This window comes from Streptomyces sp. NPDC001507 (assembly GCF_042894765.1).
Taxonomy (GTDB): domain Bacteria; phylum Actinomycetota; class Actinomycetes; order Streptomycetales; family Streptomycetaceae; genus Streptomyces.
On the sequence record NZ_JBIAVV010000004.1, the window covers coordinates 38,605 to 64,015 of the forward strand.

The following is a 25,411-nucleotide window of genomic DNA, read 5'->3' on the forward strand; positions in this document are numbered from 1 at the left end:
GGCCCTTCCCCATCGCCGTGCTCGGTCGCGACGAGCGTCACATGGGCATGGTCGCCATGGAGCGGCACATCTCGGCGCAGCGGCGACACGCCTCCGCACAGCGCTTCAGCTGCGGGTCGTCGGGCATGGACATACACGCCTCGGCGCACATGTCACACGCCTTTGCACACATCGCACACATCTCGGGCGAGAGCGGCGAACGCCGCATCATCATGTCGGCGCACATGCGGGTCGCCTCGGAGCAGTCCATGAGCGCGCGCATGATGCGCATGTGGGCCTGGCCGCCCTCCATCGACATGCAGGAGCTCAGGGTCTCCTCGCACATCGTGTGGGTGGTCATGCACATGTTGACGCACTCCTGCATCTGCTTGGACATGGCCGTCATGGGTCCGGTCTGGGTCATGGCTCCTCCAGGGGAAGGGAGAGGGCCCGCAGCAGGCCCCGTACGTTTCCGTTCCTAAGCCCGACCGCCCGGTAGCGCCACCCGGGCCACCACCTCTGCCCACTGCTCCGAAGCGGGAGACCTTCGGCTGGACGGGGCCACGGAAAGAGTCTTATTCATCTTCCCTGATCAGGCACATACATCGACGCCCCCTCAGTGCGGCTATGGCAACTGGTGGCCACTGGTGGGCCATTGGAGTGCCGGAGTGCCGCTCCCGGAAGGGATTTGATAGAGGTCTTCCCCCCACGACACATCACTGTCATAGTGACTCGCCGTGTCCCCCAAAGAGGTTATGAACCTCATTCATTTCCTCCTGGGGGACATACGGCGTGGACCGCGTACCCGCCGACGCCGGCATGTCCGTCTCCACCAACGACGCCTCGGAGCATCCATGCAGCGACATTTCCAGCGCCCGGCCTCGTTCCGGACGGCCATCGGCCTGCTGACAGCACTCCTCACCGGCGCCGCGGTCGCCGTGGGTGCGGCTCCCGTCTCGGCCGCGACCGACCCCGTCGTCTACTCCGTGGCGCCGAACGGCACGGGGTCCAGCTGCTCGGCCGCGGCGCCGTGCGGGCTGCTGACGGCACAGAGCAAGGTCCGGGCGGCGACGAGCACGATGGCCACTGACATCGATGTCGTCCTGGCCGACGGGAAGTACCAGCTCGACGCCCCGCTCTTCTTCGACTCGGCGGTGGGGGACTCCGCGACCGGCGGTCACACGGTCAGCTACCAGGCGGCACCCGGCGCCCACCCGGTGCTCAGCGGCGGGCAGCAGGTGACCGGGTGGACCCAGGGGGCGGGCGGGGTGTGGAGCGCTTCGGTCCCGGCGGGCACCGACACCCGGCAGCTGTACGTCGACGGGGTCCGCGCCAACCGCGCGTCCGGCACGGTGGCGACCACCTTCACCCGTACCGCCACCGGCTACACCACCTCCAACACGACGCTGGCCGGCTGGGGGAACATCTCCGACGTCGAGTTCGTGTACGGCGTCGAATGGACGCAGATGCGCTGCGGCGTCGCGTCGGTGTCGGGCACCACGGTGACGATGAAGCAGGCGTGCTTCGACAACTCCACGAAGAAGCAGTACGGCGTGAACGCGGACCTGCCGACGACCGTCGAGAACGCGAGGGAACTGCTCGACAGACCAGGTGAGTTCTACCTCGACAAGCCCGCCCACACCCTCTACTACCTACCGCGCCCGGGCCAGCAGATGAGCACCGCCGACGCCGAGATACCGCACCTGCAGAACCTGATCCAGGGCAGCGGCACCGCGGCGAACCCGCTGCGCGGCCTCTCCCTCAGCGGCATCACCGTCGAGTACGGCGCCTGGACCACCCCGAACACGGCCGACGGCTTCTCCGAGGTGCAGGCCAACATGCGCCTCACCGGTGCGAGCGCCTGGCAGTACCAGGGCTCGTGCGACCGCTTCTCCACCACCGACCCGGGCACCTGCCCGTACGGCAACTGGACGATGACCCCGGGCAACGTGAACTTCCGCTACACCGACGGGCTGAAGCTCACCGGCAACACGTTCACGCATCTCGGCGCCGCGGGGCTCCAGTTGGGTCAGGGCGTCGCCAACTCCGCCATCACCGGGAACGTCTTCACCGACATCTCCTCGAACGGGGTCGAGATCGGCAACGGCACCGACGCCGACCCCGCCGACGTGTCCGTCATGCCCTCCGGGAACACGATTGCCGACAACTGGGTCCACAACGTCGCCGTCGAGTACACCGGCGGTGTCGGCATCTTCCAGGGCTACACCCGCAACGACACCATCACGCACAACCAGGTCAACAACGTCCCCTACAGCGGGATCAGCTCGAACTGGGGCTGGGGGCGCACCGCCACCAAGAGCACGGGCAACAAGATCACCAATAACCTCGTCTACGACTACATGCAGCAGCGCAGCGACGGCGGCGGCGTCTACGTCCTCGGCCAGGAGGGCACCTCGCTCGCCGACGGCCTGGTCATCAGCGGCAACGTCATACACGACGAAGGCGCCGGTGGCGGCGGGTTCGCGATCTACACCGACGGCGGCAGCCAGTACGTGACGATGACCGGCAACGCCGCCTACAACAACAACAATTCCTCCATGGGCGGCTGCAAGGAGGGCACCACCACCCCCTACGGCGACTTCTCCTTCACCGGCAACTACTTCGAGAACACCACGCCCAACTGGGTCTGCGGCAACCCCAGCAACGCCAACGTCAGCGGCAACACCCAGGTCACCGCGGCCGGCGTGGGCGTACCGGCGTCCGTGCTGACGGGCGCCGGCCTCGAAGCGGCGTACGCGGGCATCGCGGCGCCGCCGGCCGGGACGGCCCCGGCCAACCTCGCGGCGCACAAGCCGGCCGTGGCGCAGTTCGTCGACGGCAGCACCGCCCAGCTCCAGCCGGAGTCCCAGCTCACCTACGCCACGGACGGTGATCCCGCCACGTACATCCAGGCCAGCGGGCAGTTCCGCTGGCAGCTCGTGGTCGATCTCCAGCAGTCGCAGAGCCTGGGCTACGTCACGGTGGGCATGCCCCAGCCGCACTTCGCCACCGACTTCCACGTGGACGCCTCGACCGACGGCACCAGCTGGACCACCGTCGGCACGGTCGGCAGCAGCGGCTGGGGGACCGTCCCCGTCGCCTTCCCCTCGCCGGTGACCGCCCGTTACCTGCGGGTCGTCGCCGACAGGCCGAACGACTCGGGCCAGCGCGGGGACCAGATGGCGATCAGCGAGTTCGGTGCGTACGCCCCGCCCGCCTCGGGCAGCAGCAACACCGCGCTGAACGCGCCGGCCCAGGCCCTGTTCATCGACGGCACCCAGGCCGACATGCAGCCGAACTCCACCCCGGCGCTCGGCGACGACGGCAACCCGTCGACCTACGCGCAGGCCACCAACCGCTACCGGTGGACCCTGCAGGTCGACCTCCAGCAGGCGCGGACGGTCGGCGTGGTGTCCATTGTGATGCCCGCCGACAAGTACGCGACCGCCTTCCACATCGACGTCTCCCTCGACGGCTCGACGTTCTGGACGGTCGCCCACCGCACGGACAGCGCAGGCGGCACGACCGGAGTCCGGCTGGACACGCCCGTCAGCGCCCGCTACGTGCGGGTCATCGCCGACCGCCCGAACTCCGGCGGCCAGACCGGCGGCCAGATGGCGGTCAGCGAGCTCGCGGTGTACGGCGGCAGGTAGGACCGGAGAGTGCCATGAGCACCCGGATGCGCGGCCGGACCGGCCGCGCATCCGGGTGACCGGTCAGCCGGCCCGCCCACACCCCGCTACGGCAGGTTCCTCGCCATCACGATGCGCTGGACCTGGTTCGTGCCTTCGTAGATCTGCGTGATCTTCGCGTCGCGCATCATGCGCTCGACGGGGTAGTCGCGGGTGTAGCCGTAGCCGCCGAGGAGCTGGACGGCGTCCGTGGTGACCTCCATGGCGACGTCGGAGGCGAAGCACTTGGCCGCCGCGCCCTGGAAGGTGAGGTCGGCGTCGCCGCGCTCGGAGGCGGCCGCGGCCTGGTAGGTGAGGGCGCGGGCGGCGGCGATCTTCATGGCCATGTCGGCGAGCATGAACTGGATGCCCTGGAAGTCGGCGATCGGCTTGCCGAACTGCTTGCGCTCCTGGACGTAGCCCTTGGCGTAGTCGAGGGCGCCCTGGGCGACGCCGAGGGCCTGGGCGGCGATGGTGATGCGGGTGTGGTCGAGGGTCTTCATCGCGGTGGCGAAGCCGGTGCCCTCGGCGCCGATCATGCGGTCGGCGGGAATGCGGACGTTGTCGAAGTAGACCTCGCGGGTCGGCGAGCCCTTGATGCCGAGCTTCTTCTCCGGCGCGCCGAAGGAGACGCCCTCGTCGGACTTCTCGACCACGAAGGCGGAGATGCCCTTGGAGCGCTTCTCGGGGTCGGTCACGGCCATCACCGTGTAGTACTCGGAGACGCCCGCGTTGGTGATCCAGCGCTTCACGCCGTTGAGGACGTAGTGGTCGCCGTCGCGGACCGCCTTCGTCCTCATACCGGCCGCGTCGGAACCCGCCTCCGGCTCGGAGAGGCAGTACGAGAACATCGCGTCGCCCTTGGCCAGCGGCGTGAGGTACTTCTTCTTGAGGTCCTCGGAGCCGGAGAGGATCACCGGGAGCGAGCCCAGCTTGTTCACGGCCGGGATGAGGGAGGAGGAGACGCAGGCGCGGGCGACCTCCTCGATCACGATGACCGTGGCGAGCGCGTCGGCACCGGCCCCGCCGTACTCCTCGGGGACGTGCACGGCCTGGAGGTCGTTGGCGACCAGGGCGTCGAGCGCCTCCTGCGGGAAGCGGGCCTCCTCGTCGACCGCGGCGGCGTACGGGGCGATCTTCGCCTCGACCAGCGCGCGAACGACGTCCCGGAGCATGTCGTGCTCCTCGGACGGGCGGTACAGGTCGAAGTCAGCCGATCCGGCCAAGGTCTCTCACTCCAGACGCAGTGGTGCTGACGCTAATTACTGTTAAGTAACTCAAAGTTTAGAGCGCGGCCCACGGAACGGTGACGTGAGGTACGCGACAGCGGGAAAGTTGCCCGCAAGGGGGCCCGGTTATGCTCGGCCCCGCAGCAGCACCCATGTCCCCGAGCTGGAGCATTCCATGAGCCTCAAGATCACTGTGATCGGCACCGGCTATCTCGGCGCCACGCATGCCGCGGCCATGGCGGAGCTCGGCTTCGAGGTACTCGGGCTCGACGTCGTACCCGAGAAGATCGCGCTGCTGGAGCGCGGCGAGACCCCGATGTACGAGCCGGGGCTCGACGAGCTGCTGCGCCGGCACGTGGCGGGCTTCGAGGGCTCCTCCGGGCGGCTGCGCTTCACCACCGACTGGGCCGAGGTGGGCGCCTTCGGCGACGTCCACTTCGTCTGTGTGAACACCCCGCAGAAGCACGGCGAGTACGCCTGCGACATGTCGTACGTCGACTCCGCGATCGCGTCGCTGGCCCCGCATCTGACCGGGCCCGCGCTGGTCGTCGGCAAGTCGACGGTGCCGGTCGGCTCGGCGGAGCGGCTGGCCGCCTATCTCGCCGAGAACGCGCCGGCCGGCGCCGAGGCCGAGCTGGCCTGGAACCCGGAGTTCCTGCGCGAGGGCTTCGCCGTCCAGGACACCCTGCACCCGGACCGGATCGTGGTCGGCGTGCGCAGCGAACGCGCCGAGAAGCTGCTGCGCGAGGTGTACGCGACGCCGGTCGGCGAGGGTACGCCGTTCGTGGTGACCGACTTCCCGACGGCCGAGCTGGTGAAGACCTCCGCGAACTCCTTCCTGGCCACGAAGATCTCCTTCATCAACGCGATGGCGGAGGTGTGCGAGGCCGCGGGAGGCGATGTCGCCAGGCTGGCGGAGGCGATCGGGTACGACGACCGGATCGGGCGGAAGTTCCTGCGTGCCGGGATCGGGTTCGGCGGCGGCTGCCTGCCGAAGGACATCCGCGCCTTCATGGCCCGTGCGGGTGAGCTGGGCGCCGACCAGGCGCTGACGTTCCTGCGTGAGATCGACTCCATCAACATGCGGCGCCGCGGCCAGATGGTCGAGATGGCCCGGGACGCGCTGGGTGGCGGGTCCTTCCTCGGGAAGCGGGTCGCGGTGCTCGGGGCGACGTTCAAGCCGGACTCGGACGACGTCCGGGACTCGCCCGCGCTGAACGTGGCCGGGCAGATCCATCTGCAGGGCGGCCAGGTGACGGTGTACGACCCGAAGGGCATGGCCAACGCACGGCGGCTGTTCCCGACGCTGGGCTACGCGGAGGCTGCGGTGGAAGCCGTGCGGGGGGCGCATGTCGTGCTGCATCTGACGGAGTGGCGGGAGTTCCGGGAGCTGGACCCGGCGGCGCTGGGAGAGGCGGCCGCGGAGAAGGTGATCCTCGACGGGCGCAATGCGCTGGAGCCGGAGCTTTGGCGGCGGGCGGGCTGGACGTATCGCGCGATGGGCCGTCCGACCGCCTGAGCCTGCGCGCGAACGACACCGGTTCGGCCGAGGCTCAGTCGGCCGAACCGGTGTCTTCTTGCATTCTGCACCACGCGGCACGTGCACATCCGGTGAACCGGCTGTGCCTTACCGGTCCTTGGCCCGGTGCCGACGCGTCGGGGCCGGCGCGGTCCGGGGGCCTGAGCGCGCCCGGGCCGGCGCATTCGCCGCTTTCCTTCTCCACTGTTATTCTGACGCCGATAACAGGACATGCCTTTCGAGAGCCGCCCGATCTCCGCATTAAGCAGATATTGGAGGCGAGAATTCATGGCCGAAACGCATTCCGGTGCTCAGGTCAGGGTCGTGCACGGGGACCGGCTCGACGGTGATACGCCCCAGACTCCCGGCCTCTTCCGGGAAGCCGCCTTCGACAGCCGGAACCCCGGCGCGCTGCACCTGTCGGCATTCCGCAGCACCGTGCAGCCCGGCGCCGCCACCGGCCCCCACCATCACGGCGACCAGGAGACGATTCTCTACATCGTCAGCGGCACGTCCCGCTTCCGGTGGGGCGACAGGCTGGAGAACGTGGCCGAGGCGGGCCCCGGGGACTTCGTGTTCATCCCCGGGCACGTCAGTCATCAGGAGATCAACGCCTCCGCGGACGCGGAGACGGTCTGGGTCGTCGTGCGCTCCGGCGTCGATCCCGTCGTGGTGAACCTGCCGGAGCTGGACGCCTTCGCGGAACGGGCGGCGGTCGAATACACCCACCGCTAGGAGGCGAGGAACTCGGCCAGCGGGAAGGAACGGTGGCGGCGCGGCGGAATCAGGTAGTTCTGCCGGTGGGTCGTGGTCAGGACCGAGTTGATGCCGGCGTGGATGCTGCGCGGTGAGAGGGGGAGCGTCTTGTCGGGATAGTGGCCGTCCATGGCGAGCCGCACGGTATTGAAGATTCCGATCGTCGGCTGGAACATGATGAAGTGCAGTCCGGCCGCCGGCCTGGTGCTGTAGTGGTCGCCCGCCGGATCGGACGTGTAGTGGAACGGGTTGTCCAGCGTGTCGAAGTCGCCGCGCACCGGGATGGTGGTCCCCGAGGGATATGACTTCCCGTAGTTGGTGGTCTCCTGCTTGGGGGTGCTGTCCACCGGCGACATGCTCCCGGTGTGGCCGAAGGAGTGGTACCGCTTGACCCCTTCCGCCACCTGGGCCTCGGTCGGCCCTGGCGGTTGCAGGGCGAACGTACCCGGCGCGGGCGCGGGGTTGAGGCCCGGTTGGAGCATGGCCTGGACGCGGTCCGCGTACAGGGGATAGGTCTTGTCGTACCAGGCCTCCAGGTCCTGGTACAGGTGCGAGAGATGCATGGTGGTGCCCTGTTTGAAGTAACCGTTGGGCCACTGGTCGGTGAGACCGGGCAGGGTCTCGAGACTCGGGATGTTGTCGGGTCCCATGTTCGACACCAGGGTGGTGGCGAAGCCCAGGAAGCCTTGCGACTGCGGGGGAATCGACCGCGCGCCGGGGATGTTCGCGGCCAGCGCCAGCTTGCTCGGCAGGCCCTGTTGCCCGTAGAACCCGCCCCCGGAGAAGCCCTGGCGGATACTCGTCACCGTGAACAGGCTGCCCGCCTGGTTGCTTCCGGACCCGAAGATCGCGTCGGTGGCCGCCTTGATATTGGCGATCGAGTCGCTGCGGAGAAGCACCGCCACGTCGTTCTGTTCCAGGCGGACCGGCCCGAAACCGGGCGGCGGCTGGTCGCTGGGAAACGTCCTGGCGTCCTGCAATGCGTAGACGGTACGCCCCTCCGTCTTGGAGGTCATCAGGTCGACCGGCAGATAGGCCGGATAACGCGTTCCCGCCTTGAAGAATTCCGACCCCTTGCCCAGGGCCGGGATGTAGTGGTGGAAATAGGGAATCCCCCAGGCCACCGTGACGCCCACTCCCGACGGATCGGACGGATGTTCGCGTTCCAGGGCCACGAGGGCGGATTCGAGATGGTGCTGCGCCTCCTGCAAGGCCTTGGCATTCGCCGGAACGTTCAGCTTCGCGGTGATGACGTGATCGTGCAGGGCCGGCACCCGGACCGCAATCGTGCCCTTGCTGCTCTGTACGGCCGAGTTGTCGACCATGACCACCCGCTCGTTCGGCAGGATGTACTGCTCCTGGACGGGCGGACCGCCGGAGGCGGCCGGGCGGTCCGGCGGTTCCGCGATCGCGTCGATCATCTTGTAGATGCCGGCGGATGCCAGAGCGGCACCGAAAGTACCCGCCGTCCCCTGGAGAACGCGTCGCCTGTTCAAGGCTCTTCGCGATCCCCCCGCACGCTCATTCTCGTTTCCGTCTGTCATGATTCCCTCACTGTGGAACAGATGTCAGCCGTCGTCCGGCATCGGATTACCGGTCGCCCGAATGGCCGAGATCTGTTTCCCCGCCATGACATGAACGGGAGAGGTCGGTGGTGAATTACAAGAACGCACCGCCCGATTAATTTCGCCTTCGAGCCGCCACGATATAAGCACACGAGCCCCCGGGCCCTCGAAGCCAACACGCCGCCGGGTCGTCGAGGCCGGCGCGTTCCGGCGTTGCGGGAAACCAACTCCCAACAGAGCGGCGCCCGTCGGATTGGGCGCGCTGAACTTGGTTAGGAAGTCCTTGAGGTAGCTCCCGCTTCAAGGAGGAAGTCATGGCTCTCGCCAAGCTCGGTGTCGTCGTCCTGGACTGCCCCGACCCGTCCGCGCTGGCCGGTTTCTACGCCGGCGTGCTGGGCGGCAGCCCCGAGGGGGACGGGGACTGGGTGGACCTGGCGCTGCCCGGCGGTCAGGCGCTGGCGTTCCAGAGGGCAACCGGATTCGTGGCACCGCGGTGGCCCGCGCCCGACGGCTCGCAGCAGTTCCACCTGGACCTGATGGTGGACGACCTGGACGCGGCCGAGAAGGGGGTGCTGGAGCTGGGCGCGAAGCCGCTGGACGCGGCGGACCGGGAGCGCACCTTCCGGGTGTACGCCGACCCGGCGGGGCACCCGTTCTGTCTCTGCGCCTGCTGACTGTCCCTGTACCTGCTGACTGTCCCTGTACCTGCTGACTGTTCCCGTGCCCGTTGACCGGCCCTGTGCCCGCTGACCGAGGAGGATCCATGGCGTCCATCGCCCGCTTGCGCAACGTGGTTCTCGACTGTCCCGACCCGTACGCGCTGGCCGCCTTCTACGCGGCCGTCGCCGGCGGTACCCCGGTGGCCGAGGAGGAGGACTGGGTCGTGCTGCGGCTGCCGGACGGGCTGCGGCTGTGCTTCCAGCTGGCGGAGGGCTACACCCCGCCCGAGTGGCCGCGCGCCGACCACGGCTCCCAGCAGGTGCATCTCGACTTCGACGCGGGGCCGGCCTGGGAGGACGTCGACGCGGCGGAGAAGAAGGTGCTGGCCCTCGGGGCCCGGCTGCTGCGGCGGGAGGAGGACCCGGTGGCGGAGGACTTCCGGGTGTTCGCCGACCCGGCCGGGCACCCCTTCTGCCTCTGCCGGATCGGCTGATCAGGCCTCGGTGTCGGCCGGGCGGGGCGGGTTCGGGTCCCTGCGGCGCTGCGAGGCGCGGGCGGTGAAGTCGGAGCTGCGCAGCGCCCGCTGGACGTTCCCCCAGGTCAGCAGGGACAGTTCGGTCTCCGACCAGCCGCGGCGGAGCAGTTCGACGATCAGGTGGGGGTAGCGGGAGGTGTCGTCGAGGTCCCGGGGGTGGGCGGCGCCGGAGTCGAAGGTGCCGGACAGGGCGACGCACTCGGGGCCCGCGAGATCGCGGACGTGGTCGAGGTGGTCGGCGACGTCCGGGACGGTCGGCCCGGTCTGCTCGGTGCTCAGCGGCACCATGCAGAGGCCCTTGTGCTCCCCCAGCTGCCCGAGCAGCTCGTCGGAGAGGTTGGCGGGGTGCGGGCGTACGGCCGCGGCGGCGGAGCGGGTGCACAGGACCGGCGTCTTGGACAGCGCCAGCGTCCGGGCGAGGGCGGCCTCCGGGGCGCCGGAGAGGTCGGCGAGCACCCCGAGCCGGTTCATCTCGCGGACCACTTCCTCGCCGAACCGGCTCAGCCCCGCCTCGCCCGCCCAGACGGCACCGGCCAGGGAGAGCACGCGCACGCCCAGGGACTGAAGGACCCGCAGGATGCCGAGGGAGTCGCCGACGGCGGCGGCGGAGGCCGGGCCGAGGACGACGGCGACCCGGCCGCAGTTGCGGGCGTCGATGACCTGCCCGGCGGTGCGCACCAGGCGGAGCCCCTCCGGGTGCATCTCGACCACCCGGCGCACCAGGTCCAGCTGCTCCAGGGTGGCGCCCACGGCCCGGTCGCCCCACTCTTGCGCCGGCAGGTCCAGCGACCAGAACAGCGCGCCGACGTGCCCCTCACGCAGCCGGGGCACGTCCGTGGCCACGGCCGTCTCGCCCAGCTCCAGGTCGTACCAGGGCAGCGCCCCGAGCGCGCGGGGCAGCCCGCAGTAGCCGTCCGCGACCGGATGCGCCTCCAGCAGCGCGTGGGCCCGCTCCAGGAACGCGGCGCCGGGCTCCATCGGGAACGGGTCGTCCGGGAGGTAGTCCTCCCTGCCGACCTCGGTCGTGGTGTGGATGTCGTGCTGGAGGTCGGCCATGAAGGGCTCCGTACGTCGTCGTGAGCTACGTCGTGAAGGGGCTGTAGCTCACCGTCGCACGCCCGGCCGGGAGGGTTCCTGGTGGACGGGGCGTTCGGGGGTACGCCCCGAACGCCCGGCCCGTCCGACCGGCCTTTGCCGGGTCAGCCGTCCAGGTCGGAGATGGTCGCGTGGGACGGTCCCCGCGTCGCCTGGAGGCCGCGGGCCACGTCCTCCGCCGCGCCCAGCACCCGGACCGCGTTCTGCCAGGTCAGCTTGGCCAGGTCGGACCTGGACCAGCCACGGTCCAGCAGCTCGGCGACGAGGTTGGGGTAGCCGGAGACGTCGTTCAGGCCGTCGGGGGTGAAGGCGGTGCCGTCGTAGTCGCCGCCGATGCCGAGGTGGTCGATGCCTGCGGCCTCGCGCATGTGGTCGAGATGGTCGGCGACCGTGGCGGTGGTGGCGACCGGACGCGGGTTGCTCTCCTCGAAGGCGCGGTGCACCTTCATCGCGTCCTCGGTGGTGTCGAGGTGGTGGAAGCCGTGGGCGCGCATGTTGTCGTCGGCCGCCGCCGTCCAGTCGACCGCCGCCTGGAGCACGAACTTCGGCACGAACGTCACCATCGCCATGCCGCCGTTGCCGGGGAGGCGTTCGAGGACGTCGTCCGGGATGTTGCGGGGGTGGTCGCAGACGGCCCGGGCGGAGGAGTGGGAGAAGATCACCGGGGCGGCGGTGGTGTCGAGGGCGGCGCGCATGGTCGTGGCCGCCACGTGGGAGAGGTCGACCAGCATGCCCAGCCGGTTCATCTCCCGCACGACCTCGCGGCCGAAGGCCGACAGGCCGCCGACGTTCGGCTCGTCGGTAGCCGAGTCCGCCCAGTCGTTGTTGTCGTTGTGGGTGAGCGTCATGTAGCGCACGCCCAGCTCGTACAGACCGCGCAGGGTGCCCAGCGAGTTGTCGATGGAGTGGCCGCCCTCCGCGCCCATCAGGGAGGCGATACGGCCCTCCGCGCGCGCCGCCTCCATGTCGGCGGCGGTCAGCGCGGCCCGCAGGTCGGCCGGGTAACGGGCGATCAGCTGCCGTACGCAGTCGATCTGTTCGAGGGTCGCCGGGACCGCGCCCGGCAGGTCCGAGCGGACGTACACCGACCAGTACTGCGCACCGACCCCGCCCTCGCGCAGCCGCGGGATGTCGGTGTGCAGGTGGGCGTTCTGGTGGGCGGCGATGTCACGGGCGTCGAGGTCGTAGCGGACCTGCTCGCGCAGTGCGTACGGCAGGTCGTTGTGGCCGTCGACGACCGGGAACTCGCGCAGCAGGGACCGGGCTTCATCGAGGGACGTCATTGCGTGTTACTTCCCGGAGTCCTACTTGCCGAAGCCGAAGCCGTTCGAGCCCTCGACCTTGGCCCGCAGCCGCTTGCCCTTCTCGGTTGCCTGGTCGTTGAGGTCCTGCTGGAAGTCGCGCATCTTCTGCAGCAGGTCCTCGTCGTGGGCGGCGAGGATGCGGGCGGCCAGCAGGCCCGCGTTGCGGGCACCGGCGACGGAGACGGCGGCGACCGGGACGCCGGCCGGCATCTGCACGATGGACAGGAGGCTGTCCATGCCGTCGAGGTACTTCAGCGGGACGGGCACGCCGATGACCGGGAGGGGGGTGACGGAGGCGAGCATGCCGGGCAGGTGGGCGGCACCGCCCGCGCCCGCGATGATCACCTTCAGACCGCGCTCGGCGGCGTGCTCGCCGTACGTCACCATCTCGCGCGGCATGCGGTGCGCGGAGACGACGTCCACCTCGTACGCGATCTCGAACTCGTCGAGGGCCTTGGCTGCGGCCTCCATGACGGGCCAGTCGGAGTCCGAACCCATGACGATGCCAACAAGGGGGCTCATTCGGTGATCGTGCCTCTCAGGTAGCCGGCAGCGTGACGTGCGCGCTCGAGAACGTCGTCCAGGTCGTCGCCGTAGGTGTTGACGTGGCCGACCTTTCGGCCGGGCTTCACGTCCTTGCCGTACATGTGGATCTTCAGTTTGGGGTCGCGGGCCATGCAGTGCAGGTACGCGGAGTACATGTCGGGGTAGTCGCCGCCCAGGACGTTGACCATGACCGTCCACCTGGCGCGCGGGCGCGGGTCGCCGAGGGGCAGGTCGAGGACGGCCCGCACGTGGTTGGCGAACTGGCTGGTGATCGCGCCGTCCTGGCTCCAGTGGCCGGAGTTGTGCGGGCGCATCGCCAGTTCGTTGACGAGGATGCGGCCGTCGCGGGTCTGGAACAGCTCGACGGCCAGGTGGCCGACCACGCCCAGCTCCTTGGCGATCCGCAGGGCCATCTCCTCGGCCTGCAGGGCGAGGGACTCGTCCAGGTCGGGTGCGGGCGCGATCACGGTGTCGCAGACGCCGTTGACCTGCTGCGACTCCACGACGGGGTAGGCGACCGCCTGGCCGTGCGGGGAGCGTACGACGTTGGCGGCGAGCTCGCGGACGTAGTCGACCTTCTCCTCGGCGAGGACCGGCACGCCGGCCCGGAAGGGGTCGGTGGCCTCCTCGGCGGTCTCGACGACCCACACGCCCTTGCCGTCGTAGCCGCCGCGCACGGTCTTCAGGACGACGGGGAAGCCGTCGCCCTCGGCCGCGAACCGGACCACGTCCTCCTGGTCGGTCACGATCCGGTGCCGCGGGCACGGCACGCCGATCTCCGTGAGCTTCGCCCGCATCACGCCCTTGTCCTGGGCGTGCACCAGCGCGTCCGGGCCCGGGCGCACGGGGATGCCCTCCGCCTCCAGGGCCCGCAGGTGCTCGGTCGGCACGTGCTCGTGGTCGAAGGTGATCACGTCGCAGCCGCGCGCGAACGCACGCAGCGTGTCCAGGTCGCGGTAGTCGCCGATGACGACATCGCTCACCACCTGGGCCGCGGAATCCTGGGGAGTGTCACTGAGGAGCTTGAACCTGATGCCCAGCGGGATGCCCGCCTCGTGCGTCATACGCGCGAGCTGACCCCCGCCGACCATGCCGACTACCGGGAACGTCACGCCCCTAGAGTATCGGCCACTCCGGGGTGGCCGGTTTCCGAGCCCGCGACCAGCGCTCTTACCCGCCCCTTCGGCTCCTCTTGCCCCGCTTTTCCCGCGCCTTTCCGGAGCTCTTCCCGAGCCTTTCCCGTCCTGTGTCGCCATCCGGAGGCATCGGAGATACTGGGTCGTTAGAGTGGCTGGGTCGCAATACCTACGGACGGGAGCCCTCACAACCATGGAACGTGGTTCCTCGGGGCTGCAAAGGCTCGTACGCGAGGTCGCCAAATTCGGCGCGGTCGGCGGGGCCGGCATTCTCGTCAATCTCGGCGTCTTCAACCTGGTCCGGCACGTCACCGACCTGCCGGTGGTGCGCGCGAGCGTCATAGCGACGGTCGTCGCGATCGTCTTCAACTACCTCGGCTTCCGCTACTGGACGTACCGGGACCGCGAGAAGAGCGGCCGCACCAGGGAACTCACCCTGTTCCTGCTGTTCAGCGCGGTCGGCCTGGTGATCGAGAACGGTCTGCTGTACCTGGCCACCTACAGCTTCGGCTGGGACAGCCCGCTGCAGAGCAACGTCTTCAAGTTCGTCGGCATCGGCGTGGCGACCCTGTTCCGTTTCTGGTCGTACCGCACGTGGGTGTTCAAGGCGCTGCCGGCGCGTGAGGCGGTCGCCGACGCGGAGGCCATCCTGGAGCGGGCCGCCGACACCGGGCAGCCCGCGCAGCGGGTCCGCTAGCGATTCCTCACCGGACCGTCGGCAGGTCGTCCTCCGGCTTGTGCGGCGGTGGGGTGCGGGACAGGAACAGGCCGAACACCGGCGGCTGGGCCTGGAGCAGCTCCAGACGGCCTCCGTCGGCCTCCGCGAGGTCCCGCGCGACGGCCAGCCCGATCCCGGTGGAGTTGCGGCCGCTGATGGTCCGCTCGAAGATGCGGTTGCCCAGATCGGCCGGCACCCCGGCCCCCTCGTCGGTCACCTCGACCACGGCCTGGTTGCCGGTGACCCGGGTCCGCAGGGCGACGGTGCCGCCCCCGTGCATCAGGGAGTTCTCGATCAGCGCGGCCAGCACCTGCGCCACCGCACCCGGGGTGCCGACCGCGCGCAGGTGGCGCTTGCCGGAGCTGACGATCGCCCGGCCCGCGCTGCGGTAGGCGGGCCGCCACTCGGCGAGCTGCTGCTGGATGACCTCGTCCAGGTCGAAGGAGACGGCGGAGCCGGTGCGCGGGTCCCTGGAGTTCGTCAGCAGCCGTTCCACGACGTCCGTGAGCCGCTCCACCTGCGTGAGCGCCACGTTCGCCTCCTCCTTCACGGTGTCCGGGTCATCCGTGAGGGTGATCTCCTCGAGCCGCATGGACAGCGCGGTCAGGGGCGTGCGCAGCTGGTGGGAGGCGTCGGCGGCGAGGCGCCGCTCGGCGGTGAGCATCCGTCCGATCCGCTCCGCGGAGGAGTCCAGCACATCGGCGACCCGGTCCAGCTCGGGGACGCCGTACCGCTTGTGCCGCGGACGCGGGTCGCCGGACCCCAGCCGCTCCGCGGTCTCCGCGAGGTCGGTGAGCGGGGAGGCGAGCCGGTTGGCCTGCCGGATGGCGAGCAGCACGGCGGCGATCACGGCGAGCAGCGCGACGGCGCCGATGATCAGCAGCGTACGGCCGACCTCCCGGGTCACGGTCGACCGCGGCTCCTGGACGGTGACCGTCTCGCCTTCCTCACCGTCGGCCGTGTAGTGGATGACATCGCCCTCGGGCTTGACCCCGAGCTCGATCGGCGCCTTGCCGGGGATCCGGATGACGGCGTACTGCTCACTGCCGACCTGGCTCCGCAGTATGTCGGCGGTGATGTCCTCGTCCCCGAGAATCCGGCTGTCGACGATGCTGGCGAGCCGCAGCGCCTCGGAGTCGACGCGTTCCTGGGCGCTGTTGCTGATGGTCCGCGACTCGACGATGACAAGAGAGACACCGAAGACGGCGATGACGACGAGCACGACGGCGAGGGTGGACTGGATCAGACGACGACGCACAGCACTCTCCGGAAAACGGCGACTTCAGCGCCCCTTCAGGGGCGCGGGGAACTGCGCGACCAGCCACACACGACGGCAGGTCGCGAACCTATCCGAGCCACCACGGCGCGACGCGCGTAGCCGACCTAGCTCTTCTCGAACCTGAACCCGACACCACGCACCGTGGCGATGTACCGAGGGTTCGCCGCATCGTCGCCGAGCTTCTTGCGCAGCCACGAGATGTGCATGTCGAGCGTCTTGGTCGACGACCACCACGTGGTGTCCCAGACCTCCCGCATCAGCTGGTCCCGCGTGACGACGCGGCCGGCGTCCCGTACCAGCACCCGCAGCAGGTCGAACTCCTTCGCCGTGAGCTGGAGCTCCTCGTCGCCCATCCACGCCCGGTGCGACTCGACGTCGATGCGCACCCCGTGCGTGGCCGGCGGCTGCGCCGGCTCCGCGGCACCGCGCCGCAGCAGCGCCCGCACCCGGGCGAGCAGCTCGGCGAGGCGGAACGGCTTGGTGACGTAGTCGTCGGCGCCCGCGTCGAGACCGACGACGGTGTCCACCTCGTCGGCCCGCGCGGTCAGGATGAGGATCGGCACGGCGTGGCCCTCGGCACGCAGCCGGCGCGCCACCTCCAGGCCGTCCATGCCGGGCAGCCCGAGGTCCAGCACGACCAGGTCGACGCCGCCCTGCATCCCGGCGTCGAGCGCGGTGGGTCCGTCCTCGCGCACCTCCACCTCGTAACCTTCCCGGCGCAGTGCGCGGGCCAGCGGCTCCGAGATGGACGCGTCGTCCTCGGCGAGCAGTACACGGGTCATGGGGTGATGGTAGTCCGATTACGCGCAGTACTGGAGTGTGATCGGCACCAGGGATTCTTACCTTGGGGCACAGTGGTACGAACCTGTGAGCGAGAGGTGCGATCGTAGGAGGGACCTTCGAAACCGGGTGCGAGGTTCCCCCGACACCTGTGATCCGCGTCTCAAGTCCTTCCATATCCGCCAGTGTCCTGACGTACAGTGACGTGAACGCCTGTAGTACACCCGGGGACCTTTGGTGGGCATCTCGACGCTGAAGGTCTCTTTTGTGTGCGGGCTGGCCTGCCAGCCTTGAAAGGAATGACCTCTGGCCGGGCCCCGGACGCGACACAGCGTCACGGGGCGTGGATCCCGGTGGTCGCCGTCCGCCGCCCCGTGATCCGGGGCGGGCTCCCCCTGGGCGTGGGGTGGACGGTCCGACCCGCCGGTGCCGGCCGCTCCCCCCACGGGCGCGCACAGCCCCACCGCGCGTCCCGACCAGCAAGGAACGACCCCATGGCGTCCAGCCTGACGAAGGACTCGGTCCGACCGGGCACCCCCGGTTCCGAGAAGACCTTCTTCGGCCACCCCCGCGGACTGGCCACCCTCTTCATGACCGAGATGTGGGAGCGATTCTCCTACTACGGCATGAAGGCCCTGCTCCCGCTGTACCTGGTCGCTCCCGGCGGCCTGCACATGAGCGCGGCCACGGCGACGGCGATCTACTCCGTCTACCTGTCGCTCGTGTACCTGCTCGCCCTGCCGGGCGGCTGGTTCGCCGACCGTGTGCTCGGTCCCCGCAAAACGGTCGCCGTCGCGGGCACGATCATCATGCTCGGCCACCTGACGCTGGCGCTGCCCAGCGCCGGCACCTTCTTCGCGGGCCTCGGCCTGGTCGCCATAGGTTCCGGTCTGCTGAAGGCCAACATCTCCACGATGGTCGGCCACCTGTACGACGGCCCGGACGACCCGCGCCGCGACGGTGGCTTCACGCTCTTCTACATCGGGATCAACGTGGGCGCGTTCGCCGCGCCGCTGGTCATCGGCACGGTCGGCGAGAACTACAACTGGCACCTGGGCTTCGCGCTCGCCGCGGTCGGCATGGCGCTGGGTCTCGCCCAGTTCCTGCTCGGCACCCGCCACCTGAACTCGCGCTCGGACATCGTGCCGACGCCGCTGTCCGCCGCGGAGAAGAAGTCGACGCTGACGAAGGCCGGCTTCTGGGCCGCCGTCGCCGCGGTCTTCTACGTCGTCGTGGGTGTCTCCGGCGTCTACACGCTGAACTGGCTGCTGGTCCCGATCACCATCGCCGGTCTGCTGATCCCGGTCCTCGTCATCGCCCGCATCAAGCGCGACAAGGACCTGGACCGCGCCGAGCAGTCCAAGATGAGCGCGTACATCTGGTTCTTCGTGGCCGCCGCCGTCTTCTGGATGATCTACGACCAGGGCGGCTCGACCGTCTCGCTGTTCGCCGACGCGTCCGCCAAGAACACGATCTTCGGCTGGAACTTCCCGGTCTCCTGGTACCAGTCCGTCAACCCGGTCATGATCATGGCGTTCGCGCCGGTGTTCGCCTGGGCGTGGCTGGCGATGGCGCGGCGCGGCAAGGAGCCGAGCACTGCCGTGAAGTTCGCCGGTGGTCTGGTGCTGATCGGTGCCTCGTTCTTCCTGTTCCTCGCACCACTGTCGATCGCGGACGGTGGTCACAAGGCCGCGGCGATGTGGCTGGTCGGGATCTACTTCGTGCAGACCGTGGGTGAGCTGCTGCTCTCTCCGGTGGGTCTGTCCGTGACGACCAAGATGGCGCCGGCGAAGTACGCCTCCCAGATGATGGGCGTGTGGTTCCTCGCGGTGACCGCGGGTGACGCGACGACCGGTCTGCTGTCCATCGCGGGTGTCGACCTCAACAAGACGGGGATCGTGGCACTCCAGGCGGCGCTCGCGGTGCTGGCCGGTGCGGCGGTGTGGATGTACCGGAAGAAGGTTCGGGAGCTCATGGGAGACGTTCACTGATCGTCTTCTGACGGAGGGCCACCGGGATCCTGGATTCCGGTGGCCCTCTTGCGTTTTCGGCTAACGGTCTGTGGGGGCTGAGCGCGCGGTTCCCCGCACCCCTGGGTTTCTCATCGCGTCCTTCGTTTTGGCATGAAGGTGAACACCGCGCCGCCCAGCAGGATCGCCGTTCCCGCCACCAGACCCAGCGCCCTCAGTGCGCCATTGCTGTTGTCACCGGTCTCTGCCAGGCCGCCGCTGCTCGATGACGACGAGCCGCCTGAGGTCGACGTGCTGCCCGAGGCTCCGCTCGCCTGCTCCGTCGTGTCCAACGTCAGGGAGACCTCCGTCTTCGTCGGCGTGCACGTCGTGGTCGTACCCAGGGCCTCGACCGTCAGGACGCCCGGTGACAGCGTCGACGCGCCGCTCGCCCCCGGCTTGTACGTGCCCGTCAGGTCCGGGATCTCGATCGGGTCGCCGGACTTGATGGCGGAGGAGTTGGTGGGGCCCTCCACATGGACCGTGCCCTTGTCGGCGCCGCCCAGGACCACCTCCATCGACGGCTTCACCGAGTTCGCCGGGATGTCGGCGGGGCTGTCCATCACCGATCCGTTGAACTTGACGGTGAGGGCGAAGCTGCCGCCGTTCTTCTTGGCGTTGATCTGCACCGGCGAGGTCGCGCTCTTGTCGCCGATGGGGGTCTTGCAGGCGTAGGGGATGTCGACCTCCTTGCCCGTGAAGTCGGTCTGGCCGCTGCCCGTGCCGTCGGAGGCGGAGGCGGACGTGGAGGCCGACGCCGAGTCGGAAGGGGATGACGAGCCGGACGGGGACGTCGAAGCCGAGGTGGTGCCGGACGGGCTCGCCGAGTCGCTCGAACCGCTGCCGGTCACCTCGATCGTGGCCGCCTTCTCCACCGTGGCCGTCGGGGTGCACACCGTGTTCGTCCCGTACGCGTTGACGGTGTACGCGTCCGGCGCGAGCGTCACCTCGCCGGGCGACGTCAGTTTCAGCGAACCCGTCATGTCGGACAGCACCATGTCGCCGCCCTTGGGGATCGCCGGGTTCTCGCGCGGCCCCTGCATGGCGATGTCGGCGGTCTGGGCGCCGGCCGCCTTGACCGTGCCGGACGGCTGGACCGTGTTCGCGGGCAGGTCGATGATGTCCGGGTTCTTGGACGCGGCCTGCACGAACTTCCAGGTGACGTCCACGGAGTCACCGACCTTCGCCGTGGCGGGCGCGGTGATCTCGACCTTGGTGGTCCCGTCGATCGGGTCGGCGACCCCGGCGGGCGGTACGCAGTGGGTGGCGTACGACACCTCGGCCGCCTGGGCGGTCCCCGCGGCCGTGCCGAGCAGGGCGCCCGCCCCGGCGAGGACCAGGGCGGCCGCCGCCGCGCCCGCTCTGGCCGGTACCGGTGTCACTCTCCTTCGCATGATCACGTCGGTCCTTTCGTCGTCGGAGTCGTGGGACTCGCGGAACTGTCGTCGTGCGGTGCGGAGAGCCGGCCGGCCGTCGCGCCCGGACCGGAGTCCGGGGTGAACCACGGCAGGGTCGAAGAGGTGGGGGTCGCCGGGGGCGCGGACTCCGCGGCGCGCAGGCGCGGCACGCGGAGGACCGGACGGGGCACCCCCCGGTGCCGGATGCCGCCGGCGCGGGGCGGCCGAACCCGGTCCACCACCGCCATGCCGATGCGGAAGACGGCCGCCGGTACGACCACGCAGAGCAGGAGCCAGAAGAGGGTCACGCCCCAGGGGCGGCCGACGCCCCAGGGCTGTTCGGCGAGGACCCTGCCGTCGTACCTCAGGGAGACGGTGTAGTCGCCGTGTGCCCCGGCGGAGAGTTCGACGGGCAGTTTGACCTGCGCCTTCTTGCCGGGTGCGAGGGTGCCGCGCCACTGCTGCTCGTCCCACTGGGGGGCGAACACGCCGTGCGCGGTGCCGACCTGGAAGACGGGGTCCTTGAGGGTGGAGGTGCCCGCGTTGCCGATGGTGAAGACGAGGGTGCGGGTGGGGGGTGCGCCGAACCAGGTCAGCAGGCCCGAGGAGCCGTCCAGCCGGGTGTCGGTGAGCATCGACAGGCGGCCTCCGGTGGACTCGGCGGGCAGTGCCTTGACGGGGTGTCCGGCGACCTGGAACGCGACGTCCGCGTCGGCACCGGCACCGGTCACGGTGGCCACGTGCACCACGCAGGGGCAGGGGACCGGCGGTTCGGCGACCGGGAGCTGCTTGCTGAAGGAGCCGTTCGCGTCGGTGGTGACGGCCCGGCCGTCGGCGTTGGCGCAGGAGTTGGTGCCGCCGAGCACGCCCCGGGACGGGCTGGAGCGGCCGCAGACCAGCATCATCAGCAGGGTGTGCGGCCGCCACCCGGTGCCGCTGACGGTGACCGAACCGCCGGTGCCCGCCTGGGACTCGGAGACCTTGACGGCCGGCCCGGCGGCGGACGCGGCCATGGGCACGAGGAGCAGCTGGAACACCGCGGCCAGTGCCGTGAGTGCCGCCAGCACCGGGACCGGTCTCGGGACCGCACGCACCCTCACCTCGCCGCTCCCGTCAGCTCGACGTCCATGGACACGGGTTCGGCCGCCTGGCCGGCCCGCCGCCCGCGCAGTCGTACGACGGTCACCGCGGCCCCCGCCGTGACCGCGCCCGCGACGCCCACGACCGCGCCCCAGGGCACGAACCGCGCCTCGGTGCCCGCCGTGTCGTGCGCGCCGTCCGCCGCCGTCGCCGTCAGCCGGACGTCGACCGCGTCCAGGGCGGGGTGGCCGGGCCAGGGCTCGCTGAGCTCGGTGCGGGTGCCGGGGGCGAGCCGGACCGGGAGGGTGCGCGCGGTCCGGTCGAGCAGGACCCGGCCGAACAGGCCGTGGGCGCGCACCGCCAGTTTCGGTGCGAGCACGGTCGTACCCCGGTTGACCAGCTCGTACGTGATGCGGTCACCGTGCACGGCGACGTGTTCGACGGTCAGCGCGGAGAGCGCGGGGCCGCCGACGCGCAGCCGGACGCGGGCGGTGGCGGTGCGGCCGTCGGCGTCCTTCGCGACGAGCGTGCCCGTGCGGTCGCCGGGGGCCACGCCCGCCGGGACGGTCACGGTGAAGGGGACGTCGGCGCGGGTCCGGGCGGGGACCCGGACGGTCGGCTCGGCGAAGGTGACGGGGACGCCGCTGCCGGTCAGCCGTACCGTGACGGGGTGGCCGCCGGAGTTGGTCACCGACACGGTGTCCTGGAGGGCCGATCCGGGGGTGCCCTCGGCGTAGAAGGAGGGTCGGCCGCCGCCCGCGGGCGCGAGGGACCAGCCCTCGGCGGCCGCTGCGTGCGGGGCGGTCGCGAGCAGGGTCAGCGCGGCGAGGCCGAGGACACGGGCGGCGGACCGGGCGGCTGACCGGGCGGACGGGGCGGACGGCATGGGCGGCTCCAGCGGTCGGACCCGGAGGTCAGCGGCGTGCGGTCTGGTTCCGCCGGGTCAGCCAGAGGGTGCCGGCCGCGCCGGCGAGCAGGACGGTGCCGCCGAGGGTGCCGAGGGCGACGAACGAGTCCTCGGGACCGGTCTTCGGGAGGGTGCCTCCGGTGCCGGTGCCGCCGGACGACGACGAGCCGGAACCGCCGGAACCGCTCGACCCGCCGCCCGCCGCGGTCACGTCCAACGTCAGCGACGGGCCTGGGTTGTTGGTGGGGTTGCACGTGGTCGTCGTACCGAGCGCCTTGATGGTGAGCGTGCCCGCCGTGAACGTCACCTTGCCGGACTTCTCCGGGGTGTAGGTGCCGCTCAAGTCGTTGATCTTGATGGGGGTGTTGGCGGGGATCGCGGCCTGGTTGGCGGCGCCGGTGACCTGCAGGGTGCCGCTGTCGGCGCCGCCGAGCCTGATGGTGGCGCTCGGGTTCATCGCGCCCTTGCCGAGTTCGACGGGGCTGGAGGAGACGCCCTTCTGCCAGGACATCGTGATCTTGTATCCGCTGCCGCTCTTGACGCCCTTGATGTCGATCGGGGAGACGGCGCTCTTGTCGCCGATCGGCGTCTTGCACTGGTAGTCGACGTTGACGACGGTGGCGTGCGCCGCGGGGGCGGCGAGCAGCACCGCCGATCCGGCCAGGGCGGCGGCGGACGCGAGCACGGCGGTACGTTTCGGGTACGACGACACGGTCGGTCCACCCCATTCGCTACTGACGAGGTATCAGATTCGGCCGTCAAGGTACGCCGGGGCCCATGAGGAGGGAAGAGAAAGGGCGTGGCGGAAGTGTGGGGATGCCGACGCGCCCCGGAAGCGCCCCGTAGGGGCGCTGGGGGAGGAACTGCGCGACAGGCCCCCACCGGCCGTCAGCCGAAAGGCAACGCAACTCGGCGGCCGCTTACGCCGGTGCCCCCAACTCCGCCCACACGGTCTTCCCGGCCGCCCCGGCCTCCCGCACAACCCCCCAGTCCAGGCACAGCCGTTGCACGATGAACATCCCGTGCCCTCCCGGCCGCCCCGCCCGGTGCGGCGTCCGCGGTGCCGGCTGCCCGGCCCCCCGGTCGGACACCTCCACCCGGATCACCTTCCGGTCGCAGGCCAGGAACAGCTCGTCCGGACCCTCCGCATGCAGGCACGCGTTGGTGACGAGCTCGGAGACGACGAGCAGCACGTCCTCGGCGGCGGCCCTGCGGTCGGCCGTCGCGGCCGGCAGCCACCCCCACGCGTGCAACGCCTGGCGGGTGAAATCGCGGGCGAGCGGTACCACCCCGCTCTCGCCGTGAAGGCGCAGCCTGCGGACCTGACGACCCCCCGCCGAGGCCGGCTGCTCGTCGGACGCCGCCCCCTCGGACATCCCCGAAGCGCCGCTGGGCTCCGGGCCGCGGTCGCCCGGCGGGTAAGGCCGGGTGGTGCTCATCAGCGCTTCACCTCACCGATTCACCGGTTCACATGGAAAATTTCGCTTTGCTGCAGTTCGTACGGGCCCGTCGGCGCGATCGACTCGAACGGGGCCGGGCGGCGACAGATCCAGAAGCTCTCCTGCCCGAGCGATCCACGGGAACACCCCCCGGTTCCGGACGCCGGGCCGGCCGGGGCTCAGCCCTCGCCGCCGGTACTGCGAGTGCTGCCGGTTCCGCCGCCCCTGCCGTCCTCGTCGGCCAGCGCCGCCTCGACGGAGTCGTGGACGGTGAAGACCGCCTCGGCGCCGGTGATCTCGAAGACCCGTGCGACGACGGGCAGCATCCCGGCGAGGTGCACCCCGCCTCCGGCGGCCTCGGCCCGCAGCCGGGCACCCAGCAGCACGTTCAGTCCGGTGGAGTCGCAGAACTCGAGTCGTGAGCAGTCGACGACAAGGCGTGAGAACCCCTTGTCGAGGAGGTCGTCGAGCGGCTCGCGCAACAGGTCGGCGGTGTGGTGATCGAGCTCACCCGCCGGAATCACGACGGCGCTGGAGCCCTCTTCCCGCACTTCCACCAGAAGTCGGCCCGACTGTGCGCTGCCGACCGTCCCGTGGTCCATTGCCGTCTCTCTCCCGAGGTCGTGACCGCTTTTGCCACCGCCTGACCGTTGTCTGACGATGCCCACCTATAACCGCCGAACGCCGTGCCGGCGCCCTCGAACATTACGCCTTCTGCACGCAACCCGACACCCGAACTACCTCTCGAAACCGGACAAACCACAATAGAACGGACTTGCGAGTGGCTCGGCGGAGCGGGTAGGCCTAGTAGAGATACGTAACCGACACGGCCGGCTTTGGAGGCGCCGCACACCGCAGTGCACGCATGGCTCCGGCAGCCTTATTGCCGAGAACGATGGAGGACACCATGTCACCCCGGCTCGACGCCTCGTACCCCCTGACGGCGACGTCGACACCCCCACCGGAACCACTGGATGCCATCGAGGGATTCTTCGCCGACCTCGGACTCCCGGAGATCCCCCCGTACGACGAGGTCGACGCGGTCGACGCGCGAGCCCTCTCCAAGACCCTCTTCGAGCGGCTGGAGTCGCTGGAGGAAGGCACGCACGAATATTCGTACGTCCGCAACACCCTGGTGGAACTGAACCTCGCACTGGTCAAGTTCGCCGCCTCCCGCTTCCGCTCCCGCAGCGAGCCGATGGAGGACATCATCCAGGTCGGCACCATCGGCCTGATCAAGGCGATCGACCGCTTCGAGCTCTCCCGCGGCGTCGAGTTCCCCACCTTCGCGATGCCCACCATCATCGGCGAGATCAAGCGTTTCTTCCGAGACACGTCGTGGTCGGTACGCGTCCCGCGCCGCCTCCAGGAACTCCGCCTCGACCTCGCCAAGGCGGGCGACGAACTGGCCCAGAAGCTGGACCGCGCCCCCACCGTCGCCGAACTCGCCGAACGCCTCGGCCTCTCCAACGAGGAGATCGTCGAGGGCATGGCGGCGTCCAACGCCTACACCGCCTCCTCCCTGGACGCGCAGCCCGACGAGGACGACTCCGAGGGTGCCCTGGCGGACCGCATCGGCTACGAGGACCACGGCCTCGAGGGAATCGAGTACATCGAGTCCCTGAAGCCCCTCATCGCCGGGCTCCCGGCCAGGGACCGCACCATCCTCTCCCTCCGCTTCGTCGCGGGCATGACCCAGTCGGAGATCGGCGAAGAACTCGGGATCTCCCAGATGCACGTCTCCCGCCTGCTGTCCCGCACGCTCGTGCAGCTGCGCAAGGCACTGACCCTGGAGGAATAGGGCCCG

At 70.1% G+C, this 25,411-nt stretch carries 23 protein-coding genes; 8 read left to right on the top strand and 15 right to left on the bottom strand.

Features of this window, described 5'->3' with window-relative positions:
• Positions 1-37: 37 nt before the first annotated feature.
• On the bottom strand, positions 38-403 hold the full coding sequence (locus tag ACFY0K_RS13990) for a four-helix bundle copper-binding protein (RefSeq protein WP_390640035.1): 366 nt from the start codon (positions 401-403) through the stop codon (positions 38-40).
• Between the two features lie 430 nt (positions 404-833).
• Between ACFY0K_RS13990 and ACFY0K_RS13995 the strand changes: the two genes are divergently transcribed.
• Positions 834-3,632 (top strand): discoidin domain-containing protein, encoded by a 2,799-nt coding sequence (locus ACFY0K_RS13995; RefSeq protein WP_390640036.1) that lies wholly within the window; start codon positions 834-836, stop codon positions 3,630-3,632.
• Positions 3,633-3,718: 86 nt separating this feature from the next.
• On the opposite strand, the gene ACFY0K_RS14000 is transcribed toward ACFY0K_RS13995, so the two are convergent.
• The gene (locus ACFY0K_RS14000; protein ID WP_351961778.1) at positions 3,719-4,876 is read right to left on the bottom strand and encodes an acyl-CoA dehydrogenase; all 1,158 of its coding nucleotides are present in this window, start codon (positions 4,874-4,876) and stop codon (positions 3,719-3,721) included.
• Positions 4,877-5,054: 178 nt separating this feature from the next.
• Between ACFY0K_RS14000 and ACFY0K_RS14005 the strand changes: the two genes are divergently transcribed.
• The gene (locus tag ACFY0K_RS14005) at positions 5,055-6,398 is read left to right on the top strand and encodes a UDP-glucose dehydrogenase family protein (RefSeq protein ID WP_390640037.1); all 1,344 of its coding nucleotides are present in this window, start codon (positions 5,055-5,057) and stop codon (positions 6,396-6,398) included.
• A 288-nt stretch (positions 6,399-6,686) separates the two neighbouring features.
• On the top strand, positions 6,687-7,133 hold the full coding sequence (locus ACFY0K_RS14010; RefSeq protein ID WP_390640038.1) for a cupin domain-containing protein: 447 nt from the start codon (positions 6,687-6,689) through the stop codon (positions 7,131-7,133).
• Here the strand turns inward: ACFY0K_RS14010 and ACFY0K_RS14015 are convergent.
• Complete coding sequence (locus ACFY0K_RS14015) at positions 7,130-8,575, bottom strand: hypothetical protein (RefSeq protein WP_390640039.1); 1,446 nt, start codon at positions 8,573-8,575, stop codon at positions 7,130-7,132. The genes ACFY0K_RS14010 and ACFY0K_RS14015 overlap by 4 nt on opposite strands.
• Positions 8,576-9,033: 458 nt before the next feature.
• On the opposite strand from ACFY0K_RS14015, the gene ACFY0K_RS14020 reads away from it, so the two are divergent.
• Together ACFY0K_RS14020 and ACFY0K_RS14025 are read left to right on the top strand one after the other, a co-directional pair.
• Complete coding sequence (locus ACFY0K_RS14020; RefSeq protein WP_390640040.1) at positions 9,034-9,393, top strand: VOC family protein; 360 nt, start codon at positions 9,034-9,036, stop codon at positions 9,391-9,393.
• A gap of 89 nt (positions 9,394-9,482) precedes the next feature.
• Complete coding sequence (locus ACFY0K_RS14025) at positions 9,483-9,872, top strand: VOC family protein (protein ID WP_382724475.1); 390 nt, start codon at positions 9,483-9,485, stop codon at positions 9,870-9,872.
• Here ACFY0K_RS14025 and ACFY0K_RS14030 read toward each other — a convergent pair whose 3' ends face one another.
• The 4 genes from ACFY0K_RS14030 to ACFY0K_RS14045 form a co-directional block, all read right to left on the bottom strand.
• Positions 9,873-10,970, bottom strand: coding sequence for a dipeptidase (locus ACFY0K_RS14030; RefSeq protein ID WP_390640041.1), 1,098 nt, complete (start codon positions 10,968-10,970; stop codon positions 9,873-9,875). It abuts the gene before it with no gap.
• A gap of 143 nt (positions 10,971-11,113) precedes the next feature.
• Positions 11,114-12,292: a dipeptidase gene (locus tag ACFY0K_RS14035; protein WP_390640042.1), complete on the bottom strand. Its 1,179-nt coding sequence runs from the start codon at positions 12,290-12,292 to the stop codon at positions 11,114-11,116.
• A 21-nt stretch (positions 12,293-12,313) separates the two neighbouring features.
• The gene (gene purE / locus ACFY0K_RS14040; RefSeq protein WP_390640043.1) at positions 12,314-12,835 is read right to left on the bottom strand and encodes a 5-(carboxyamino)imidazole ribonucleotide mutase; all 522 of its coding nucleotides are present in this window, start codon (positions 12,833-12,835) and stop codon (positions 12,314-12,316) included.
• A complete protein-coding gene (locus ACFY0K_RS14045) occupies positions 12,832-13,971 on the bottom strand; it encodes a 5-(carboxyamino)imidazole ribonucleotide synthase (RefSeq protein WP_390640044.1) in 1,140 nt (379 codons plus the stop codon). The genes purE and ACFY0K_RS14045 overlap by 4 nt, the downstream gene beginning before the upstream one ends.
• A gap of 217 nt (positions 13,972-14,188) precedes the next feature.
• Here ACFY0K_RS14045 and ACFY0K_RS14050 point away from each other — a divergent pair, with 217 nt between their 5' ends.
• On the top strand, positions 14,189-14,692 hold the full coding sequence (locus ACFY0K_RS14050; protein ID WP_351961788.1) for a GtrA family protein: 504 nt from the start codon (positions 14,189-14,191) through the stop codon (positions 14,690-14,692).
• A 7-nt stretch (positions 14,693-14,699) separates the two neighbouring features.
• On the opposite strand, the gene ACFY0K_RS14055 is transcribed toward ACFY0K_RS14050, so the two are convergent.
• Positions 14,700-15,971 carry an ATP-binding protein gene (locus tag ACFY0K_RS14055; protein ID WP_382724480.1) on the bottom strand — a complete coding sequence of 424 codons (1,272 nt, stop codon included), beginning with the start codon at positions 15,969-15,971 and terminating at the stop codon, positions 14,700-14,702.
• A 125-nt stretch (positions 15,972-16,096) separates the two neighbouring features.
• Complete coding sequence (locus ACFY0K_RS14060; protein ID WP_016436346.1) at positions 16,097-16,774, bottom strand: response regulator transcription factor; 678 nt, start codon at positions 16,772-16,774, stop codon at positions 16,097-16,099.
• A 492-nt stretch (positions 16,775-17,266) separates the two neighbouring features.
• On the opposite strand from ACFY0K_RS14060, the gene ACFY0K_RS14065 reads away from it, so the two are divergent.
• Positions 17,267-18,763 (top strand): oligopeptide:H+ symporter, encoded by a 1,497-nt coding sequence (locus tag ACFY0K_RS14065; protein WP_390640045.1) that lies wholly within the window; start codon positions 17,267-17,269, stop codon positions 18,761-18,763.
• Positions 18,764-18,873: 110 nt separating this feature from the next.
• On the opposite strand, the gene ACFY0K_RS14070 is transcribed toward ACFY0K_RS14065, so the two are convergent.
• The 6 genes from ACFY0K_RS14070 to ACFY0K_RS14095 all read right to left on the bottom strand — a co-directional run bounded on the left by ACFY0K_RS14070 (position 18,874) and on the right by ACFY0K_RS14095 (position 24,206).
• Entirely contained in the window at positions 18,874-20,175 is a 1,302-nt protein-coding gene (locus tag ACFY0K_RS14070) for a hypothetical protein (protein WP_390640046.1), read from the bottom strand.
• Positions 20,176-20,177: 2 nt separating this feature from the next.
• Positions 20,178-21,191, bottom strand: coding sequence for a hypothetical protein (locus tag ACFY0K_RS14075; RefSeq protein ID WP_390640519.1), 1,014 nt, complete (start codon positions 21,189-21,191; stop codon positions 20,178-20,180).
• Positions 21,192-21,274: 83 nt separating this feature from the next.
• Entirely contained in the window at positions 21,275-22,144 is an 870-nt protein-coding gene (locus ACFY0K_RS14080; protein WP_390640047.1) for a hypothetical protein, read from the bottom strand.
• A gap of 28 nt (positions 22,145-22,172) precedes the next feature.
• Positions 22,173-22,850: an LPXTG cell wall anchor domain-containing protein gene (locus ACFY0K_RS14085; RefSeq protein WP_390640048.1), complete on the bottom strand. Its 678-nt coding sequence runs from the start codon at positions 22,848-22,850 to the stop codon at positions 22,173-22,175.
• A 235-nt stretch (positions 22,851-23,085) separates the two neighbouring features.
• The gene (locus tag ACFY0K_RS14090; protein WP_351961794.1) at positions 23,086-23,604 is read right to left on the bottom strand and encodes an ATP-binding protein; all 519 of its coding nucleotides are present in this window, start codon (positions 23,602-23,604) and stop codon (positions 23,086-23,088) included.
• 179 nt (positions 23,605-23,783) lie between these two features.
• A complete protein-coding gene (locus ACFY0K_RS14095) occupies positions 23,784-24,206 on the bottom strand; it encodes an STAS domain-containing protein (protein WP_390640049.1) in 423 nt (140 codons plus the stop codon).
• Positions 24,207-24,511: 305 nt separating this feature from the next.
• On the opposite strand from ACFY0K_RS14095, the gene ACFY0K_RS14100 reads away from it, so the two are divergent.
• Positions 24,512-25,405 (top strand): RNA polymerase sigma factor SigF, encoded by an 894-nt coding sequence (locus tag ACFY0K_RS14100; RefSeq protein WP_390640050.1) that lies wholly within the window; start codon positions 24,512-24,514, stop codon positions 25,403-25,405.
• The last annotated feature ends 6 nt before the right edge of the window (positions 25,406-25,411 follow it).